Genomic DNA, 21,304 nt, shown 5'->3' on the forward strand with positions numbered 1-21,304 from the left:
TAAAATTTGATCTATATAATGCATTTCTAAAAAAACATTAGTGCATCATTAATTCAACTATGATCAACATAATACATCGAAACAATAAAAACCCTTTATGTATAAGGGTTTTTATTGTGCATCATTTATTCAATTTAGTATTATTTAATTGAATTAAATCGCCTTTTATTGTATAATAAAGATAGCGGATTTTTGAATCCTAAGAAGCGAGGGGATAAGTTTGTTAAGTATTTCAGACCTGGAAAATAAATATGCAGGAGAAAATATCCCTATTTTCGAACTTGTAAAAAATCATCTTCATGGTACGGTTTTAGATATTTTCACTCTCATAATGAATGCCGACCAAGGAATTTCGAAGACACAAATACAGGAAGAGTTCAAAAGATATACTAGTTCAATTGAACAGACGACTAAATTCCGTTATCCGGTAAGTATGGGAGTGGCAAAACTGGAGGGAGCGATGATGGTTGAAATACGTAAGGAGGGAACAGCAGATTTGCTGTACTTAACTCCATTTGGGGAGACTGCAAAGGAAATATTGGGAGACTTGTTTGAAGTTGATCAAAGAATATTACGAGGAAGTAAAATTGCAACTGCAATCTACCAAGAAGGAATATTAAAGAGAAACAATATATCAGGCACTAGAGAATAGGGAGGAAAAACATTGGAAAACCTAATTACTCGGATTTCTTTATCTCTTGACGGAAAATGGCCCCTTGAGCAATTCGTGACTACTAAGAATGCTGTTGCTGGAATAAAGTATGGTTTTATTGGTTTAGGACAAGGCGGCTCCAAAATTGTAGATGCCTTTGCTGCAATTAAACATCCAGTAACACAAAAATCCATATACCCCTGCATGATAGTAAACTCGAACTTAGGTGATATGGGCCAATTGAAAAACATTCCTCAATCAATGCAGCTTTCGCTTGAAGGCTACGAACGTGGGGTCGGAAAAGATCCTGAAATAGGCAAGCAAGCGTTTATAGAAAATGGAGCCAGAATATTCGAAGTTATTGCTAAAGTAATGAAGGATTGTGACATGATTTATGTTGGAGGTTCCATGGGTGGAGGAACCGCAACTGGTTCAATTAATGTTCTTGTAGATGCTATCTCTGATGGTTTACGAATAAAAACTGGTGCTATCATTTCTTTACCTCGGCCGGATGCTGTTGAGAGCCTTAATGCGTACAACGCAACTTCGGAACTAGTGAGTAAATTGACTGATTTTAGAGAAGATCTATCTGGGGAGATTTATCGTGGACTCGAAAATATAGTAATCCTTGATAATGAAAAAATATTTACAGACCACATGAATGACCCAGAAGCACCTAAATTAACATGGGATTTTTATAGTAACTACAAAGTTGCGTCAATTATGCATGAGTGGAATGTCCTGACTAGCATGGAAGGCGATATCACACTGGATGCTACAGACTTGATGAACCAGATTCTCTGCAAAGGGGGTATTCTAACATTTGCAAAGAAAAAAATTAACATGCTTGAAATAAACACACGAGAAGACCTAATAAATGAGATAGTAGATACGTACAAGGGACGTAACGTATTGGCTAATGATTTTAGTTACAGTAAAGATCTTCAAAGTTTAGGTTTAGTTATCGTGATACCGAAAGATCGGAAAGATTTACTTAATCAAGATGCCCTCGGCATAATTAGAAACAGATTTAATGAAGAAATACCAGATGTAAGTGTTTATACTGGATTAGTTACCTCGAGCACAACTCGACAAATCCTTGTTTATACGATCGCAAATATGAGCGGCCTGCCTGCCAGAGCAAAAAACCTTAGAGTTGAAGCAGAGGAACTACTCCGTAAAAAAGTGGAGAGAGAGCAGCAAGCGAGTGGATTTACTATGGGAGAGCCGCTACTTCAGGGCACATCAGCAGTAAGCGCTCGAAAAATCACTGGTGCAAATCCATTCGATAAGAAAGATACAAAGGTAGCTAAGAAAAGTGTTGCCTATAATCCATTTAAAGATTCAACTAAATAGTAATAAGCACTTATTAATAAAAAAGTGGGAAACGTCATCACAGTGATACGTTTCCCACTTTTTTAACTAACACAACAAGAGATTTTGCAACTTCTAAAGGAAAGCCATAAAAAGAATCGGATTATATGTGTAACATAATTCGTATAACGGGCTTATTTCATTCAAGAAGGAGATATTTATGGATAGAGCTATAGAATTCTTACTTATACTACTAAAGGGGCTTGGAGTGTCAGTTTTAGTTTCCTTAATGCTTTTATATTTCTTCGTTAAAACCATAAACCGATTCCCTATAATTCGTACAGCGTTCCGTATACTTCACCGATTATCTATAATAAGTTTGTACATTTGCATATATGTTTTTATTCCTTTGTTAGTTATTACTTTAACAAACCTGTTTTTATCTGCGTTTGGAGTAGTATCGATGCCTTTTGATTTTGCAGAAGAGATTTTACTTCAATCGTGTAAAATTATGGTTATTACTTTAATTTTTATCTTGAGTGTTAATCTCATTATATGTGCAAAAACAATTCAATTATTAAAGCTTACTCACCGGATTGAATATGAAAAATATGGTCCGCTTGCTGGATGGGGAAACCAGACTCGTAGGTTCAAAAAGGAAATTAACTGGATGCCAGTTGTCATAGAACAACTGGAGCCTTTATTGAAAATTTGGCCCGTTCAATCCCCAATACTGAGAATAGTAGCTCCTGCTGCAAATAATGGCCAAGAAGAATTGGTGCTAGCTGAAGAATTGGCTGCACGCTTGAACTGTAAAATCAGAATGTGGACCAGTGATGGATCTCCAATGGATCATCAGGCACCAGTAACAACATCGCAGGTAGAGTTTACATATGAGCAATTAGATGCCTATGCGCTGCCACAAGTAATCACTGACCCTCAAGATATAATTTACGATCCTAAAGGTATCCTCTGGTTTTCCTTTGGTAAACTTGAGAATCTTATGCCAGCTCTTAGACTCTTTTACGATTTGCTTTCTCCAAGCGGGTTTATATTGATTGATGCTCATGACTACCCTAAAGGTGGTTTTCACTTAAATCGGCTTCGTCTATTATTTGGTCGAAAGATAAGAAACTATTGCGAACCTTCGACTTACCATTACATACACCAATGTTTTACGGATGGATCGGCGGCGAGTGAGCTATTCAAACTTGAAATGATAGATGGACTTGAAGGGCCCTACAAAATGGCTATTCTTCGGAAGCGACCAGAAGATCAGTCGCAAATGGAGCAAGTAGGATAAATCAAAAATAAAGACAGCTACTAAAAAGAGGTACCTGATAAGGTATCTCTTCAGGCTGTCGAGAAACCCCCTGTTTTTTTGCAGGGGGTTTAAAATTGTCTTATTAGTCTAAAAACTAGGGTCTCCAGATCGTTTTAAATCGATTTTTGTTTTAAAAGATGAGTCTCCCCATATAAGAATTGAAGTGTCGAAAAGTCCTCTGGACTTTCTCGACATTCTGAAGAGGTACCTGATAAGGTATCTCTTTTTTTATGTGCGCCCAGCATGGGCGCTATCTATGGGGTCGAAGTCCCGAATGGCGAAGGCAGTAGTAGCCATTAGCTTAAGGCAAGGGTGTCCACCGCGAGGTGGAATCTGAAGGAAGCCAGCGGCAAATCTCTGGTCTGAGGAACACGAACTTCATACAAGGCTAACGTAGGCTGGATGAGGTTGCATAACAAACCAAAGTCCATACTGTCAAAGGCATACGAGAGTAAATGAAGCAGATAGATGGAGAGGAAGGCTCGCCGCCCCCTCCTACTCGATTTAAGAAGAAAACGAACAAGGCTATTCATCATATCGTATTCAGTGATTTTCAATTACAAGTATATATCGCCCTAAGACTTTCGCCCCTATATATTTAATATCTAACAATATTTATGAAACTTCGACACTATGTATGCAAAAACACGAACCATAATTAACATATTAACCCAATACTTTTATACCAATGGAAATTTTTACGTTTGTTGTAAGATAGATATATACCATAAGAAGGGAGAGTTGTAAAAAATATAAAACCGCATGCAAGTTGGCTAGTAAAATTGTGTACCCACCCACTGTTAGGATCTATCGCTGAAGAAATCCTAGACAACGAACAAAGGTACGTCAAAGAAAGTACAATTCTTCCATCCAAATGAAAAGAGTACTTAATCTCATACATTGAGTGCTCTGAGATTCAGTCTTCTGATTATTTTAATTAAAGAATAAAGGTTATGAAAACATTCCAAATAAAAGAAAGAGAGTGATAAAAATGAGTTTTAAGAAACTATTACTAACTTCTTTATCTGTGTGTCTCTTGGCGGTAGGATCACCTGCATTTGCATCGAGTAGTGTTGAAGAAAGTCCGGCTACGTCAATTGCACAAACTATCGATTTAGAAAATGATTTGGATCAATTGTCCAAAGATGTAATCGTAAGTGATGTTTTAACTTACGATGAATTGGTTTCACTCATGTCTGAAGAACAAGGAATCACTGAGGAAGAAGCCTCTGCAATCATTTTAAATAATTCTGGTGCCAATAATAGAATTTCGTTAGAAAGTAGAGAATCGGCAGCACGCTTAAACACATATAGAACGGTAACCAAATACCTCGAAGGTATTAATAACTCCTACTATCGACCATCAATGGAGTTCTACTGTCAAACAAGTGAGGGTGACGGTTTTCGTGGTATTATAAAAATTATGACTTCAAGTATGAATACATTGTATAATAATGGTTCTACGACGGTTGCAAAGACTTATGTTGGTACTCTTTACGTGAATCTTCAAGATGCAAATACCATTTACTACATTGCAGACGGGAAGTTTTATAATAACGGTGGTATTCAATCAGTTACTGGTAATATACAAATAGGCGTTGGTGGTTCAACAACTCTTGGAATTTCTGCTACCGCTGCTACTAATTTGTATATGACGATTTTCCAATCCGATCCTTTTACTTGGTACTAAAATAAAAAAGATCAAACCATGAAGGATCTAATTACTTTAGCGATCCTTCATGGTTTTATTTTTTAAAAGAGTACATATATCGAGTAGAAAAGATTAGTATGAATTGATATGTTTCCCTTTAATTAAAAATAATGGTATTATTGTCTTGCAAATACCCAATGATTAGGGGGTGTATAATTGAGTGGATAAAAACAGCAAATTGCTCTTATCAAGTATCATCATTGGTTTATTAATTATGTTCTCACCAATAATCCTTACAGGGTATACCTATTCTTCAGACAACATTTTGGGCCCTCTATTGTATGTTGAATTCATTATTAGATCATTAGCAATAATTATTGGATTACTTGTTATTTATGATGGTGTAAAGAATTTTCTAAAAAAATAATACAAAAAATTTATATCTTCTTATGATGGACAATACAGATATTTTCTTTGACCTAAGGAGACCTCTTAATTTCGAAGAGGTCTCCTTTTCTATGTGCGCCCAGCATGGGCGCTATCTATAGGGTTGAAGTCCCGAATGGCGAAGGCAGTTAAGGCAAGGGTGTCCACCGTGAGGTGGAATCTGAAGGAAGCCGGCGGCAAATCTCCGGTCTGAGGAACACGAACTTCATACAAGGCTAACGTAGGCTGGATGAGGTTGCATAACAAACCAAAGTCCATACTGTCAAAGGCATACGAGAGTAAATGAAGCAGATAGATGGAGAGGAAGATAGCGTCCTTACCTGGGGAGATCTGTGCGGTAGGCGAAGCCACTTCGTAACCCTGCTTGTGAGAGCAGGCTGAACGCACAGAAGTCAGCAGACGCCATAGTACGCAAGCTGTTGCAACAGCTGCGGAAGGGCTGAACATGAAGTAGGTATTTGTACATCCAGGCGTTCAAGATGAGTAATGAAAGCAGAAAAAAAAATCCGAAAGGACCTGACTGAAGAAGGAAGCGGTGAATCCCGTGAGGAGCTTCGGCAGGGCAGAATTCATCTCTGGCACAAGAGGAAGATACAAATCACGTAAAGAGAGGTAAAAAAAAAATGTTGGAGCAACTGTTGTCACGGGAAAATCTTCTGCAAGCCTTAAAGCGTGTTGAAGCGAATAAAGGAAGTCATGGCGTAGATGGGATGTCCGTAAAATCCTTACGAGAACACATCGTACAAAACTGGCAAACCTTGCGGCAAGCGATAGAAGAAGGAACCTATGAACCGAGCCCCGTGCGCCGAGTCGAAATCCCGAAACCCGGTGGCGGAGGCGTTAGGTTATTAGGAATACCTACCGTGACAGACAGAATGATTCAACAAGCAATCGCTCAGGTACGGATTGACACCAAACTTACCTCCTTAGAGGAAAATGACGCAATGTTACTCCTTCAGGGGTAACTGACAAAAAGATTAGCTCTATATAGGAAGGCTCTCATATAAAATAGAACCGCCAAAAAAAAGATGGCAGTTCAAATTACCTGTTTTATTATTATTAACGGGAAACTTTGTGTCACTGTACAGGTTCGAGGATCAATTAATAATTAGTATTATTCTAAGTCTAATTTTAGACTATTGGTTAAAATACGAATTTTGTGCACATGTCTAAGACAAACATATTAGTATGACCCTCTCATACAAATTTTATACTTGTACGTTGAAGCAAATCCGGTTGCATTAGTGAAGCATATCCAGTTGCATTAGTGAAGCATATCCAGTTGCATATCCCCCAATTGGAGAAAGATTCGTATATATTTAATTCTTTTCAGCATCATAGAGTGTCTTTGTGAAGCAAATCGATTGCATTGTTACAGCTGTGTGATGCAAATGTGGTTGCATTAAAAAAAAGCCCTTATATATCAAGGACTCTAAGCAATCACGCTCCTGGTACTCCCGGTTAAATCAGGCTTTGCTTCGGACACGCTGGCGCCGGCAGTCGGATCGAGCAGCTGTAGATCACACTTCCGGGCTCCAAATAAAGCCAGGCTTTGCCCGACGCGTAAGTGCCGCCGCTCAAATCGAGCAGTTTTAGATCAAGTTTGTGCTTCCAGATGACGCCAGGCTTTGCTGCCGACGCGCCTGTGACGGTGGGTGTATACCCAGGATCGATGAGCCAGGCGGCGGACAGTTACAGCGCCAGCATCAGTCTAGATAAACATCAATTCGTTCCAAAAAAACCTGACCAGGAATCAATATAACGCCCAGTTTTATTATTCTTTATCTCCATTAAAATACTTTGCAGGTTGTGTTTCCTCGTGTCTACACATTTGCTTGCTGCTTTTAAGAGTCTCTCCTCAACAGTACCAGTAGTTGTCGAAATATAGTAATCACATACACGATTAATCACCCGAGCTGTTAATAACGGATAAATTAGATTTTGCTCCTCCAACGGAATTTCAGTATCTTTAACTCTAACCCCATCGCTTTGGAAGGTAACAGCTGCATTTTTAAATATAATCCCCCCTTCTGCCCGGCCAAGCCCTTCCCATCTTCGTTTTGGATCGTTATCAATCGCATGTTCATCAAGCGTAACGAGAGTTGCGACAATGGATGCAAACAAGAGGCGTTCTTTCTTAATTTCCTCTCGCACCGACATTGTGACCTGGAATTCAGATTGGCGGTTATAGTTAGAATCCAGCCGTATTTTTTGGGGGCAAGATAAATCAATCTCCCTTAAGGTTGGTGATGAAATCCACTCTTTATCCGCTGGAGACATGTTTTCGTAATCATGAATGAAATTAACCTCAAACCATCTTTTATAGCTGGTTGGATCTTGCGTTAGAATTTCTATTCCATCTGTATTGTCTAAATAATCGAGCGTTAAATGTGGTTGTAATGCTTCCAAACACCCTAATGCGTGTCCGACATCCCCCTTCAAATAATACAAATAGCTCAAAAAACTAAGAGAGTACTGATAATAGTCTTGGTTTCCATCGAATATTTTACCTGTGAAGTTTTTCGGAATAACCGGTCTGCAGTACTCAACCACTTTTTTGAACGCATCAAAAGCTTCACTATATTTGCCTTCTTTAAATAACTGATGAGCGTATGAAGAGTATACCTCAGGCAAGATTGCTATTTTCTTAGAAATGTGAATAATTATTTTGCTGTATTCTTCACTAGAAAAATCACAGAATCTTATATCCTTAAAAATTTCAATTGCATTGTTAGTGAAGTCATAAACACGTTCGTGAGGTTCAAGGCTATCATCATCATCTGTTTCTAATGTGAAGATTTGTTCTCTTCTGTCGATAGGGATAAGCAACTTCCATTTGCGTGTATGTGTATATTCCAAATTCTTTTTATACCGCTCCGCTTGTCCGATTGTCCATAGCATTGTTCCATCATTTAGTACTTTTATAGGTAAAGGTATGGTATTTTCTTGAGTAAATCGGTCGTACAAATTTGAAGTGTTCAACTCAAGAATCTCTGCGAATTTGTCCGCTTCTATCAAGTTATAAATCCGTTCAAATTCAATGTTGTAGAGAAAGTTTAGATCCTGTTGAACATTTCGTTTTATGTATTGTGGAGGTAATTGTGAAAGGCCATCAAGAAGTCTTACTATATAAGCTGTCCACAGTCTCATAAGTTTCGATCTAATGTTGTAAGAATAGGTTTCAAAGATGCTTATTTGCCTCCTAAGATTAGAATCATTAGCATTTAATTCATATATTGTTATTGCTTGATCCAAATCGGTGACAAATCCTAATAGACCATAGGTGCTGGTATATAATGAGCTGCCGATCTGGATAGAATGCAAATCCCTTCCCGACGTTTCCCACGAATGACGGATTGTTTGAATATCATGTTTGAGCCATGCAAAATAACGGGCCAACTCGTTACCTTCCCGTATATCAAGTCGTTCATCAGTAAATTCCATGATAATCCTCCTCCAAAAAGTTTATCTTGATGATCCTTTTCGACATCCACTTGAGATACTACCTTTTCTCGCTCTGCTCCACGAGATGAGGTTCTAGAAGTATCTCTTCGGTCCGTTCAATTATTTTTTCGTCAACTTCCCATTTAGCACTGTCTACGCTGTCTTGATCTTCAATTTGTGGGTGACCCCAGTAAAATGAATAACCTGAGTTCACCAAAATCATTACTTTTAATTTTTCGCGGCTGGAGCTTATACGAAAAAGAAATGATGGGGTCTTTCTATTTCTCTCTTTTCTCTCTTTGTTTAAGACCTCTTTGTTAAAGCGAAGACGAAAACGTTATTCTCGTTAGAGGATACATAATCACCATCAACAATCGTACATTCCATAAACTCATTTCAACAATTTGGATTACAATACTATAACTGAAATGGCTCCGAAAAAATATCACCATAATTGTACATTATTATCTGCACATAAACACTATTAAGGAACTAAGGAAACATCTTTTTTCTTCAGGCTGTTGTCCGTTGATTCTAATTCAGTCGAATTATAGAAACCATTGTATTTTTTGCAATTGGTTTTGCTTCAATCGTGCGGTTTGCAACTAGATTTGCTTCAGGTTTTATTGAAGCAGATCTGGTTGCATTAAAAAAAAGCCCTTATATATCAAGGACTTTAATGCAATGCCTAATCCTTCTTCGCACAATACTCCCTCAGAGCTGATTCGTACGGATCTCCCCTTAATGTGACCTACAAACATATATAAAAAGTCCTCACTTATGTGAGAACTTTTAGCTAAAAATATATTTATTCAGGTAACGGAACTCTAGTGATAAGCTCTTCTAATATATCCCTATAGTAGAAAATGGCTTCGTGAAATTCTTTAAAGGCAGCTAGATTTCGATTATTGAACGCATGGATTCCATTACGGCGTTGCTGTATTGTCTGGATGGCATTATTCCGTTCTTTTTTGTTATTGTCATCCCATATCTTCTTATAATAGAAAATCCGAAGAGCTTCGAAACTTGCGTCTCCCGGCTTTAAAATCTTTTGACGCAGCTTAATAGCATCTTGATCTGTCATATAATCATCAAAATAAACGCTCAAGAAAAATTTCAGTGTGTTTTCCGTTAGTGCTCCAAGGTTTGCCCAGGCTAAGATGAGGGCACCATCGTATTCAGGATCATCCGCATCAGGCACCTCTAGCCATCTTTTTAATGTGTATGATAAGGATACCTGCCAGTCTAAACGAGCTTCATTTAACACGTCTGCTGCAGCCGTAGAAGCCCATTCATGTGAACTTGACCAGAAGGCTTGTATACCTTTATTCCGATGAATAATTATATCAATTACTTCTGGTAAAGTCAGCTCACGTTTCGCACTACCTATGAGAGGTTCAAATATCATATTTAATTCCACCTTCCATTTTATTCGTAATTCAAGCTATGAGAAGTTCTGTAGTGCTTACTAATACTGTCTGTAAGAAAATAAGACGTTTTTCTTAACTACAATAGTTCTATTGTGCCGCCGAACCATCCTCAATGTAAAGCAGAATAGTATATATAAAGATACAAAAGTCATTTATCATGTTTTTAGACAAAAAGAAGCCGAGATTTCTCTCGGCTTTTTTGAAGCAGCAGCTTTTATCTAAAACTATAATAGTAGTATAAGCATGTATTTTTAATAATATTCCTATTTTATCCAACAAGTTAGAGCACAGCACTATATTTTAGGAGCTCGACTATATTAACTGGCTACCCAATCACAAGTCTGCTAAATGTGTAAACACCAATAACGGTGGTGCGCTTGCTCTACGACTTCGTCACTCTACTATCACGCACCTTTTGATTTCGGCGCTCTAATACACCTGCAATCACTAAGCATCAGGATTAACCGTTATTGCATAAAAAAACCTTATATATCACCGGATTTCTTTCTTATCCCTCATTAGTGAAGAGAAAGAAATGAAATGATATAATATAATTCGTATATAGATTTTTATGATTTACACGTTATCGTATATAAATTCATTTGAAATGTTTCTTACACTACAGCTTTCTTAACTAAGCGGAGACAAGTCGCCTCTATTTACTACAAAATACAGTATTCCACTCAATATTTCGAGTGGATTTTCCTTTTCATCGCCTAAAAGTATCTTTTTGATTGTGTATTAAGTAGAAATTCATCGGTTATTTTGAAGAAATTTATTACCATGAATAATTTACAACATAATGTTATCTTACTGGAGAAAATTGTGCTTAATTCTTCAAAACCCCTTATATATCAAGCTATTTCTTTCTTCCTCTCAATGAGTAATGAAAGAGAAACGAATAAAGATATTTTAATTCGTGTATGATTATTTCTAATTTACACGAATTGGAGTATAATTATTCTAGTGAAAAATACGGTTTACGCATATTTGTGTTTTCATGGATAATAGAAACACGATTTCGAGTTTCGAAAGGAGATAATCATCATAATGGATCTCATTGGTGACTATAAAACTAAAATCGAAGAATATAAAAGGCTAAGAGAAATTGCAGAAACAATTCCAACAGAAATGCCCTACCGGTTAGAAATCATTATTGACTTGAATTCAAAAATTAAAGATACTGAAGCTCGCCTTTACAAGATGCAATCCTTTCGAACAACTATACGGTGTAATCAATGTAAAAAATATCTAGACGGAAATCAAACTTACCGTCAGGTCGGTCCATCTTATATCATATGTGAAGCCTGCATTCAAACCATTTATCAGAATCAGTTATCCAGTGAATGGGAACGTATCTACCAGTTACCTAAAGGGTGTATCAAACAGGATATTTTGGACCATAAGTTGGATGAGTACAAAGCTGCCGGCCTCATATATAGATCTGGACGTTATCATATGGTTTCCCAATATGTCGTAATAGATTATTACGGGAAAAAACGTAAGTTGCCTGATGTTCCTTACCCTTTTATCGAGACTATATCATAAAAAAAGCTCCATTAGGAACGGCCTTTCAAATTAAGCAGGTCAACGCTTGAAGCAGCTACTCAATCTTAACAAGCTTGATGTGCCTATCCGGCTTTAAATGTTGTGTCATCCGATGTAGATTGGGAGTAAAAAAATATACATGATCTGCAGGATAACCTTGAATACCCAAGATAATATGGCCAAGCTGGTCGAATATGATGCTTTTTAAGTTTAGCCCCATACTTGCTCCAGGAGGTCTACCTCTTCCCCTCGTCCTTTTGTGTCTCTATTCCTATCGACAAGTCAGCTAAGAAAGATAGCTTTTCACAGGTCATTATTCGTCCTCCAATACGAAAAAAGAGAAGAACCCATTGGAATAGGTTCTTCTCTTCATTACAGATGTGTATTTCATTCTATCGAATTTTTAAAAACTCTGAATGCCTATAAACTAAAGGTCATTTGATTATCTTCGCAATAAACTTCATCCGGATTATCACTTGTAGTCAAACATTTCTTCAGTTCCAGGGAACTACAGCAGTTAGGCAATATCAAGCCGGTAAAACGTTCAAATAATAGCTTGAAATATGGAAATTCTTCTGCTTGCTTCATCCAAGCAAAACGATTATCGTTCAATAAGCGTTCAACTTGACCATTAAGAAAAAAGTACAAAGGATTGAAGTGATAATCAGACCAGTTGTTAAACCACTCTATTTGGCTTTTTGCTTCCGGGAATGGGTATAGCATTAAATAGATTCCTAGGTCTTTATGTGAGACTTCTTTTGGCTCCGGAATATCTGCTGATACGAGTTCTAAATCTGTAGATTTATGATCTGTTATAGAGAGGTCATCCTCGTTTCGAACGAATACATTATCAAGATAAATATTAATAACTCTGGCATGCATTATGACGTTACTCAATTTACAAAGATAGCTTACGCGTTTTCCAATAGTTATTAATCGTTTTACCTCACTCGAACCAAGAAGATCAGGATAAGTTTCGGTCAATTCTACTTTATAGGTCATTTGCTCATTCATTATTATCATCCTTTCAAATTTAAAGTCATCCTAGGCTTATAGCTACATTGAGGACTTGATTTTAGAATTCAAATGTCAGTTGATTTATTTCGTTACTGATTAATTGATATTGATATTGTTGCCGTTCGATCGTTCTTTCAGTGATAATGAGTAACTCGTGAATATAAGCCAGCGGTATTTCATGGCTGTCTTCATTAACTTTCCACTCACTGAGGTTGATATCTTTCCGATAGGCAAACCTCCGGATCGATAAGCAATGGAGACGTTGATGAACATCTCTCAATAAGCCATCAAACTCTCCCTCAATTGTATATCCATTTAAATGAATAAATACCAATTGACCTTTTACTAGTGATCTTACCTCATCGCATACTCGGTTATGCCTGGCAATCCAGTCCCGATCTTCTTGTGTACAACGGTCGATACCTACTGTATCCTGAAAGACCTTGCCCCCCTTTGCATCAAGCAAAGATGCAGGTTCCCAGAGAGGATCAAACATCGCACCGGAAAACGGACCAGGGTGAACCGGAAGGAGCGCGTAGAGAGCTTTCCAGAAGCGTTCTGATATGGGATTACCTTCAGAGACTTCTCTCTCTTTAACCATTCTGGAGATTGCCAAAATTTCGTCTTCCAGCATAGGCAGATCAAGCCTTTTCCAATGTTCTAATAGGAGTGCACGGTGATCCACCGTAAGATCTCCAAATCCAGGTTCAAAAGTTGCAAAACGTCGCTTGCGTTGGTAACCTGTAAATCCGCCATAGCGAAGATCTTGAGTCGCTTTTAAGTATCCTCTCATTTGATAAAATCCTCCCAACTCATCCGGGTAGACATTTACCAAGTTTTTAAGAGAAGTATCCTCTTTTACCACAGAGCAAAATACACAACCGAACCTTGCAGAGCTACCTCCACAGCCTTTGATAGCATCATTTTCGTTCGTTATCATTGCGCCGATAGGACATTCCATAGCACCTGAAGCGAAACCATAAATATCAATTAATCGGCGGTTAGAATATTCCTCACTCCAGGGAGATGAATAACGCACCAGATAGGTAGCAATATCAGTAGCTGACCATGCTCTGATCGGAGCGGCAGTCCGTATATTATGAACTACATGCTCACCGTAAAAATCTACTCCAAAATGAGATTGTACTGATCGCGATCGAGCAGAGGATTCCATACTCCGTACACCAAGTAACTGGCATATAATTTTTTCTTTCGAAAAACGAAGTAAGTCCTTCCTAGCCGGCATGATCTTTAACCGGGAAATGCACCATTTATAAAAAACGGAAGGGGGTTGATATGATTTCCCAAAGATGCAGACTAGAAAACGCTCATCAATATCTGGTTCCACTATCACAAAGCGATCTTCTGAAAATCCATTTACAAAACGCTTATTAAGAGTCTTGATTATTGCATTGCGAACGCTACGCAAATGGGTCTCAATGATGGGATTTTCAATACCTGTCGATGCACTTACAATAAACAGTTTATCCTGGTATTCCGGATTTTTAAGTACGAATTCAACACTCAACTGTAGCAGCACTGATGAGTCTTTCCCACCGCTAAATGCAATGACAACGATAGGATTGTCTTCAAATGCTTGTTTAATTGAGGATATAGTATCCTGCAGAAGATTTTCGGGTACATCTTCTTCTATCCCCATGAATTCACCTTTACTGTCGCTTTTAAGTGCACTCTCATTGATAAATGGTTCGATCTCAAACAAGTTAAGCTTCTCGTATTTAGTAACCGGGTTAAGATTAGGCCACTCCATCGGTTTATAGATGCCATAAGGCGGATATGGTTGCTTTCCAAAATAGATTTCAACAAGAAGGCTGAAATCATCATTTTGAAACCACAGTTTTAATTTGTGCTTCGGAGATATTAGTCGTTCACTGATCCTGCCAATGCATGCTTCCTGCTTATATGCATCAGTGAATGATTGGACTGGAATCATACAATTCATCCCAAAGACTTCTTCAAGTCCGTATGCTAAAGCTGCCACTGGTAGTTGTTCCTCATAGAGAAGTAAATCTTGCCACCTAAGTGATAACTCTGGACTCCCCATTAGGTCATTAATCGGCTTATCTGTTATAAAATGATGAATTACAAGGTAATGGGTTTGGCAACCAAATACTGCTGTCCAATCACGTACACTACCAAAATAATCCCAGCCCTTATTTTTTAAATAGCTCCATATTTTTCTGGTCTGATTGTTATGCCTAGAGATGTTACCTTCTGGGGTGATTTTGTTTTTTGCTATACGAAAGGCGTATTTTTGAGCATGTGAGCCTTTAATTACGTGAGCTGTTTCTTCTTGAACCATCGACTCTCCATTGGGCATTTGAACTTCTCCTTTCGATGGAACAAATAAAAGAGAACCGCACATGAGCGATTCTCTTTATTTGTTGATGTCGTAATCTATTAAAATAGGGCGATTTGTTCTTTTTGGGGAGGGGAATAATTCATAAATACGTACTCTACATCGTCCCTTCGCGTCTGACCATATTCTGCTTTGGCCACTCTCCCAACTTTGGATTCAAAGGTTATGCAATTCCAATCTTTGTATAATTCTAAAATTGTCGGGTCTCCATAATATGAAACCATGCATTTTCCCTGGATATTATTCAACATTTCAGCTAGTACAACATGCTGACTTTTCTGAGTTTCTTTATTTTCGAGGTCTTGCTCCATTTTTCCTTTATAAAAGTGTTCCTTTCCGAAATATGGAGGATCGATATAATAAAAAGTTTCTTTTCCATCATAGCGTCTGATTATATCTTTATAGTCTAGGCATTCAATCATAACAGTACGAAACCGCTCTTCGAAAGATTCTAACTTAGATACTGCACTTTGATAATCCAGTGCTGTGTTTTTAACCTTACCTGAGCGCCAACCACTTTTAATCCCACTTGCTGGAATAATTGAATTTCTCAAGATGTAAAACCACCTGATTGCTCTTTCAATGGGATCCTGTGGGAGCTCATCGTGCTGCCATTGCTCAAAAATGAAACGGCTCGTTGGTAGAGATCGCAGTGCTTCTATCATTGCGCCTCTGTTCTCTCGCAGCGTTAATAAAAAATGAATCAAGTCCTGATCAATGTCATTAAAGACTTCTACACGGCTCCGTTTTTTAGAGAGTGTCATATGTCCTCCACCACCGAAAACTTCTACCCAGCAATGATGCTCTGGAACAAGCGGTTGAAGGTGTGGAGCTAGTATACTCTTGCCGCCAAACCAACGTAGGCAATTCTTTGGATGATTCACTTCATAATAGTTAATAGCCATATCAATCTCTCCCGTTTTCCATATGAATTAATATCCGATATGGAAAAGGCAGGACTCTGTTTGTCCTCTTATACAGCCTCGACTTCGCTGTAATAAGTGCTACTTATCCCCAGTAGGGGGCTTCGCCTGAAGGGGGCTACAATGAACCTCTAAACAGACGCCTCATAAAGACGAGCTGTTCCTTCTTGCACCTTATGTTAGAGAGTGTGATGATAGGCTTTTAGGGAACCTTCTTTCATACAATTCCTCCAGATTTTCTCTATCAGCTACGACAGTTTTTATGAAAATTGCTTCCTTCTCATTTCAATAAGGCTATCTGGGTTCTTAACATGGACGCGCTGATTTTACTTTCCGCGGTCATCACATAGGATTTTTTGAGTAAGAATACAGTGAATTTTGCAATTGTTCGACCAAATGCATTTTTGAAATGTTCAAGTTTCTCATCTCTATAAAGGTCGGCAAGAGATTGCTTTGATTGCAGAAACGCACGCAATGTTCCTTCGAGATCTTCTTGCTGCAGCGTGCTTTCGAAGTCCATCTCAGCCTTTTTCTCATCTTTCTGTTTTTGACGATAAGCACTCAACAACAGTTTTAATTCCTCTATGTTACTTTCAATCCCGAGCTGCTGTGCCTGCTTTCCATATGCAGAAACCAGGAAGCTGGCTTCCTGGGGATTCAAGTAATCAATACAAGAGATTAAGTTCCGTTTATCACGCTGAATGTCCTTTTGTTTCTGCATTCTTCTTTCCTGTTCAATTAAATCAAGATAAGCGTTAGGCTTACTTCCTAAAGGTACTCCATCTGCATAAATGCGATAGGAAATACCGTTTTCTTCAAATAGTTTTTTTAGCGGATCAGCCAATGTCCTGCCTGTATGAATTTCTACCAAAGGTAGGTCACTCATTGAGAGAACAAGATCTAGGACTTTTCTGGCTAGACATTCTGCTTCGCTTTTCCTTGCATGATAACGCTGCAACGGATAAGGATCTACAATTTCTTCAAAACCAATGATCCGTTGCCCATAAAAGCTCACAAAGAAAATATTTTCTCTTGGAAAACTACGTTCGAACATATACTGAATAACCGTGTTGACCCATCGACTTTGTTTTCCTTGGAAAAATTGAAAGGCCTGCATTGGTTCTTCTGGGCGAGCAGTGGACTCGGTTATAATTGCAATTCTATTCACAACTCCACCACATTAGATTGAAGTACAGGAATTTTGCTCACCGTGTCCCCATTACGAACCCACCGTACAGCGGTCTTATTATATACGATTTTTCCAGCCTCTTTTCGAAGCCATTCCTCAGCAGCATCGATTGCCTGATCTTTCAAAAAAAGCTTATTGTTGAATAGTCCTTTTTCAGTTGAGAAATCATTTATCATATAGAGCCGATATAAAGGACCTTCGTCGTAACCAAGAGCGTAAATATCTGTTCCTTCAGGATATAACTCTGGCTCCTCTGCAAATTCAGCGAAAATTGATAGTTTATATAGATCTAAACCACGCCAGCTGATTTTCATATCGATGGAAGCCATAGGTCCAAAATAAAGCTGAGCTACGATACCATCTCCACCCTCTAAAAGCCTCTTACTGATTTCGTATGGTGAATTTGTCCAAGAATTCATAGTAAGACGGGTAGAATGTTCTTCGGTAGTTATCTTGTAATTTCTTTTCCAATGACCCATACAACGGTTACAGTACTGGCCTAAACCATTCAATACTATATCAGCTGGCTCGCGGCAAAAATCACAAATCATCTGAACGGAATCTTGAACCCCTATTCCAAGTATTTCTGAACTACTTTCCGTTTTAATGCAGTTTGACATTGTGGTCACTAGTCTTCCTCCTTGTTTGATCGCTGAACGCAAAAAAGCCCTATCCAATTGGATAAGGGTGTTGTAATCGTTAGCGATATTTTTGTTTTTAAATTAGTGATAAGACCTTACTTCCGGCGAATCTTATCAAATTGAGGTCAATTATTACGAATGACTACAATTCGGCGTCGCCTGTGTCATCATCATGAAATCTAATAGGTTTAGCTCATGTCCATGACTGTACTTCATTCTCCTTCCGATTTGAAACAAGGAAGTCCTTTGTTTGGCTTGTTATTCTATCGTCGCAAAGGCGTACATAGATTAACCAGACTAAAAGAAGTACAAAAGTGTGTATCTGTCTATATTGTATCTTTTTTCTTAGCAAAAGGAAATAGTCTTATTGTGCGCTTCGACAAACATCATCGATTTGTCACCTTGTTCTTCAAGGAGATCTAGTACGCTAAGTGAATCTGGTAAGGCTCCGTGATCTGTGAGGGTGCCTGCAGCTTCTGAGAGCTTTAGGCACCGATCCCGGCCAACTATCAGACTATACTTACCTACCTTCTCACCACATTTACTGCAACTGTGCTGCTGTAAAAAAAGCCACTTACAGACATTGTGTGTCTGCAAGTGGCTTTAATGTGGATTTTAGATAATTCTTCATCTGCCGTTGCTCTAAAATCCATTTATAAATTGCAACTGAAGATTAATTCTGGTTTACTAGGGCTATTAATTTTCTAAAGCAATTCTAATCGTCTCTAGTCTAATGGCTTTTCGTAAACTAATTTGTTCCTCAACCCTTTCAGCTGCTTTTACTACTTCGCTGTAAAAGGCAGGCCGTTGCTTAACTTGCTCGTGATTAACGGGGATTGTCAGCAATAGTTCGATTATTTCTATATTCTCGATATCTTCTTGCTGGTTTAAGATAAACTCCTGAACCCATCATAATCCAATGTATCAAGCATATTTTGTAAGTACTCGGTTATCGATAAGTTCACTGTAGATGCTCCCTTCACTACGTCCTTAAGTATACTCCATAGTTTTTCACGCGGGTGAGTTTCAAGACCGTAAAACCAGTTGACTGCTCCCCTAACAACTACTGAGCGTATTTCATGAAAGTCATCCATATTTAGTATATTCTGATTGACAAGAATGCCAACTTTTTCAGCAATTATTAGTTTACCGTTCGGAGTTAAACTTTTCAGTAGAGATTGCACTTCATGCCGCTGATGCTTACACACCATCTCATTCATATTAGATCGCTCCTTTAATCTTAATTAAAGACTGTGGCTACAGCTGTAGACAAAAAAGAAGTTTACGCAACATAAACTGTTTCAGCTGTATTTTCTATCCAGTTGATGACTTTTGACAATAGGGTTTCATCAAATGTTTTTACCTCTATTACCTGACCAGAGTCCATGATTAGCGTAAGGTAATATCCTTCGATGCTTCCTTCAATAAATTTAATTTCTCCAAGGGTACCCTGAATTTCAGTCGATAACTGTAAAATATCCTTTTTAGAATAACTAAGATTTCCATACTGAATGAGTTCGACTGTAGTTGATTTGAATTGCTGCATCATACACGAGAAATTAATGTTTTCTTTTAAAAAGGGCATATTTACCCATTCGATATTATTTTGTTGTAAAAAGGAGCAAGCATCTTGATAAACAATGGTTTGTGAAAAAAGCGTCATTATAAAACCATCCTTCTAATTATTTTTTTGTATTAAGTACACATTTTTAGGAATTTAAATGTATTTGAACATAGCAGAGAACACTTCCTTATTATTAGGAATGTTCTCTTTTCTTACGTTTTAAATGTGGTTTCTTTTATTTTCTCCCTCATTTGTCATAAAACATATGTCTAATTACCACCTAAAAATGGCAGCAGCATAAGTTAGTGCCATTGCTTGAAGCGTTTGTTTTACGCCCATATGTTCTTCGGGACTAATACAATTGTGTTTAGTCAATAAAGTGAAAGCACGCCTACTAGCATCCAACTCAACCATAAGGGTTAAGATTCGAAATCCAACGACAAACAGCGAGAGTGCCATTGAAAGGGTTAGTAGTTCATGGCTGAATAAAAGACCGAAGAACAGACTTATTGGAATTATCGTGATTGAGAAAGCTACGCATGGTAATAGCTTAGTCTGGATTCGCATTAGCATGTTCCTATCCCGATGACACTCGGCATGTCCGATTTCATGGGCAGCAACGGCTATACTTCCAATGGAATTTCCATAATAAACTCTCTCAGATAAAAAAACGGACCTTTGAATGGAGTTATAATGATCGTTTATTTTTCTTTCGCCACTTAGCAACTGAAGCTCAACATGCTTTAGCCCATTATTGTTAATGAGCTGTCTAGCAACTTCGAATCCTGTTTTTCCGGATCGATTGGTGATATGAAGCCATTTCCCTATACATGTTTTCATATTGTAGTCCGTCCAGATGATAAAAAGCAGCACACCGATGAAAAGCCACATTAGCATTATTCATTTCTCCTTAAGTAAGAGCCCTTTACAGCATCTCAGTATATTAAGATTGTGCTCAGCCAAGGACAATTATTTCAATTACATCAAAATCATCAAGAATTTCTTGTGAAGAGTTATTGAAGTGAATATCTTCTTCAGGAGAAAAAATCCTGCGGTGATTTTCCAATCGATGTAATGCTCTTTCCCGCGTAGCGCCATACCCAGAATAATAATTCTGGGAGTTTTGAATATCATCAGCTTTAAACAAACCGTTTGCTAATTGAATAAGTCGGACACCCTTTTTCGCTAAAATATCCTTGCGAGTTGAGTAGGGCAGACTATTTTTGAGTTTCATCAAACGGTCAATGATGTTTTTCTTCTTTCTCTGTTTATCTTTCTTTTTTTGTCTCCATTCTTTGTTCATAACTTTATAATGTTTTGTAAGCGTTTGTTTTAACCGATAATCTTCGAAGGTTGGTTTCGAATTGTAACGATCAATAGTATCGAACAATATATCTTGAGTAACTTGGTATGGAAATTCCGGCTCCTCAAGATAAGCTGTTTTTATCTGTTCTATGGCATTTGCCAAGTGATCGGTAAACTGCTGGGACGGAGTTTCGCTAAAAAGGTGACTACCCTCTCCATTAACGCCACTGATCATGATACTGCACGAGTAAAATGGCCACCGTGTGCTTAACGGAAAAGCCCCTGCGCAATGAACACGATCAAGAGATATATCCCGGCTTAATATCAGTTTGACATTTGAATATGAAATGAAGCCCTCCGATTCAATTTCCTCGAAAGGAGTACCCATTTCAATCATCAATCCAATGAGCTTTTCAATGATTGCTTTCATAATAATTCTCTCCTTTTTAGAGAAGCAAAACGGACAGCCTATGGC

General features: G+C 38.0%; 18 protein-coding genes and 1 pseudogene. 6 read left to right on the forward strand and 13 right to left on the reverse strand.

Annotation, left to right across the window (positions count from 1 at the left end; all coding sequences use genetic code 11):
- The first annotated feature begins 220 nt into the window (after nt 1–220).
- From MHB64_RS33535 to MHB64_RS33545, 3 genes are all read left to right on the forward strand, one after another.
- Nucleotides 221–652, forward strand: a complete 432-nt coding sequence (locus tag MHB64_RS33535) for a hypothetical protein (RefSeq protein ID WP_341136495.1) — start codon at nt 221–223, stop codon at nt 650–652.
- A 12-nt stretch (nt 653–664) separates the two neighbouring features.
- The gene (locus MHB64_RS33540; RefSeq protein WP_341136496.1) at nt 665–2,008 is read left to right on the forward strand and encodes a cell division GTPase; all 1,344 of its coding nucleotides are present in this window, start codon (nt 665–667) and stop codon (nt 2,006–2,008) included.
- Between the two features lie 421 nt (nt 2,009–2,429).
- A complete protein-coding gene (locus MHB64_RS33545; protein WP_341136497.1) occupies nt 2,430–3,269 on the forward strand; it encodes a hypothetical protein in 840 nt (279 codons plus the stop codon).
- Between the two features lie 317 nt (nt 3,270–3,586).
- Here MHB64_RS33545 and MHB64_RS33550 read toward each other — a convergent pair whose 3' ends face one another.
- Nucleotides 3,587–3,847 (reverse strand): hypothetical protein, encoded by a 261-nt coding sequence (locus tag MHB64_RS33550; protein ID WP_341136498.1) that lies wholly within the window; start codon nt 3,845–3,847, stop codon nt 3,587–3,589.
- Between the two features lie 434 nt (nt 3,848–4,281).
- Between MHB64_RS33550 and MHB64_RS33555 the strand changes: the two genes are divergently transcribed.
- Nucleotides 4,282–4,980 (forward strand): hypothetical protein, encoded by a 699-nt coding sequence (locus tag MHB64_RS33555; protein ID WP_094879046.1) that lies wholly within the window; start codon nt 4,282–4,284, stop codon nt 4,978–4,980.
- Nucleotides 4,981–5,457: 477 nt separating this feature from the next.
- Here MHB64_RS33555 and MHB64_RS33560 read toward each other — a convergent pair whose 3' ends face one another.
- Nucleotides 5,458–5,835, reverse strand: a complete 378-nt coding sequence (locus MHB64_RS33560; RefSeq protein ID WP_341136499.1) for a hypothetical protein — start codon at nt 5,833–5,835, stop codon at nt 5,458–5,460.
- A 176-nt stretch (nt 5,836–6,011) separates the two neighbouring features.
- Here MHB64_RS33560 and MHB64_RS33565 point away from each other — a divergent pair.
- Nucleotides 6,012–6,290: pseudogene (locus MHB64_RS33565) on the forward strand (group II intron reverse transcriptase/maturase); the annotation flags it as partial.
- An 820-nt stretch (nt 6,291–7,110) separates the two neighbouring features.
- Here MHB64_RS33565 and MHB64_RS33570 read toward each other — a convergent pair.
- Nucleotides 7,111–8,832, reverse strand: a complete 1,722-nt coding sequence (locus tag MHB64_RS33570; RefSeq protein ID WP_341136500.1) for a hypothetical protein — start codon at nt 8,830–8,832, stop codon at nt 7,111–7,113.
- 808 nt (nt 8,833–9,640) lie between these two features.
- Nucleotides 9,641–10,240 (reverse strand): hypothetical protein, encoded by a 600-nt coding sequence (locus MHB64_RS33575; RefSeq protein ID WP_341136501.1) that lies wholly within the window; start codon nt 10,238–10,240, stop codon nt 9,641–9,643.
- Nucleotides 10,241–11,312: 1,072 nt separating this feature from the next.
- On the opposite strand from MHB64_RS33575, the gene MHB64_RS33580 reads away from it, so the two are divergent.
- Nucleotides 11,313–11,810, forward strand: a complete 498-nt coding sequence (locus tag MHB64_RS33580; protein WP_341136502.1) for a hypothetical protein — start codon at nt 11,313–11,315, stop codon at nt 11,808–11,810.
- Nucleotides 11,811–12,230: 420 nt separating this feature from the next.
- Here MHB64_RS33580 and MHB64_RS33585 read toward each other — a convergent pair whose 3' ends face one another.
- The 9 genes from MHB64_RS33585 to MHB64_RS33625 all read right to left on the reverse strand — a co-directional run bounded on the left by MHB64_RS33585 (nt 12,231) and on the right by MHB64_RS33625 (nt 21,259).
- On the reverse strand, nt 12,231–12,824 hold the full coding sequence (locus MHB64_RS33585; protein ID WP_341136503.1) for a hypothetical protein: 594 nt from the start codon (nt 12,822–12,824) through the stop codon (nt 12,231–12,233).
- 61 nt (nt 12,825–12,885) lie between these two features.
- A complete protein-coding gene (locus MHB64_RS33590) occupies nt 12,886–15,168 on the reverse strand; it encodes a hypothetical protein (protein ID WP_341136504.1) in 2,283 nt (760 codons plus the stop codon).
- A gap of 80 nt (nt 15,169–15,248) precedes the next feature.
- On the reverse strand, nt 15,249–16,112 hold the full coding sequence (locus tag MHB64_RS33595; RefSeq protein ID WP_341136505.1) for a DNA adenine methylase: 864 nt from the start codon (nt 16,110–16,112) through the stop codon (nt 15,249–15,251).
- A 298-nt stretch (nt 16,113–16,410) separates the two neighbouring features.
- The gene (locus MHB64_RS33600; RefSeq protein WP_341136506.1) at nt 16,411–17,298 is read right to left on the reverse strand and encodes a hypothetical protein; all 888 of its coding nucleotides are present in this window, start codon (nt 17,296–17,298) and stop codon (nt 16,411–16,413) included.
- The gene (locus MHB64_RS33605) at nt 17,295–17,948 is read right to left on the reverse strand and encodes a hypothetical protein (protein WP_341136507.1); all 654 of its coding nucleotides are present in this window, start codon (nt 17,946–17,948) and stop codon (nt 17,295–17,297) included. Before MHB64_RS33605 ends, MHB64_RS33600 begins: the two co-directional genes overlap by 4 nt.
- A gap of 899 nt (nt 17,949–18,847) precedes the next feature.
- Nucleotides 18,848–19,180 (reverse strand): hypothetical protein, encoded by a 333-nt coding sequence (locus tag MHB64_RS33610; protein WP_341136508.1) that lies wholly within the window; start codon nt 19,178–19,180, stop codon nt 18,848–18,850.
- A 62-nt stretch (nt 19,181–19,242) separates the two neighbouring features.
- Nucleotides 19,243–19,623 carry a hypothetical protein gene (locus MHB64_RS33615; RefSeq protein ID WP_341109620.1) on the reverse strand — a complete coding sequence of 127 codons (381 nt, stop codon included), beginning with the start codon at nt 19,621–19,623 and terminating at the stop codon, nt 19,243–19,245.
- A gap of 174 nt (nt 19,624–19,797) precedes the next feature.
- Nucleotides 19,798–20,421: a zinc metallopeptidase gene (locus MHB64_RS33620; RefSeq protein WP_341109619.1), complete on the reverse strand. Its 624-nt coding sequence runs from the start codon at nt 20,419–20,421 to the stop codon at nt 19,798–19,800.
- 58 nt (nt 20,422–20,479) lie between these two features.
- Nucleotides 20,480–21,259, reverse strand: coding sequence for a hypothetical protein (locus MHB64_RS33625; protein ID WP_341136509.1), 780 nt, complete (start codon nt 21,257–21,259; stop codon nt 20,480–20,482).
- Nucleotides 21,260–21,304: the final 45 nt, after the last annotated feature.

This window comes from Paenibacillus sp. FSL K6-2859, from assembly GCF_038008265.1.
GTDB classification, from domain to species: domain Bacteria; phylum Bacillota; class Bacilli; order Paenibacillales; family Paenibacillaceae; genus Paenibacillus_AQ; species Paenibacillus_AQ nitricinens.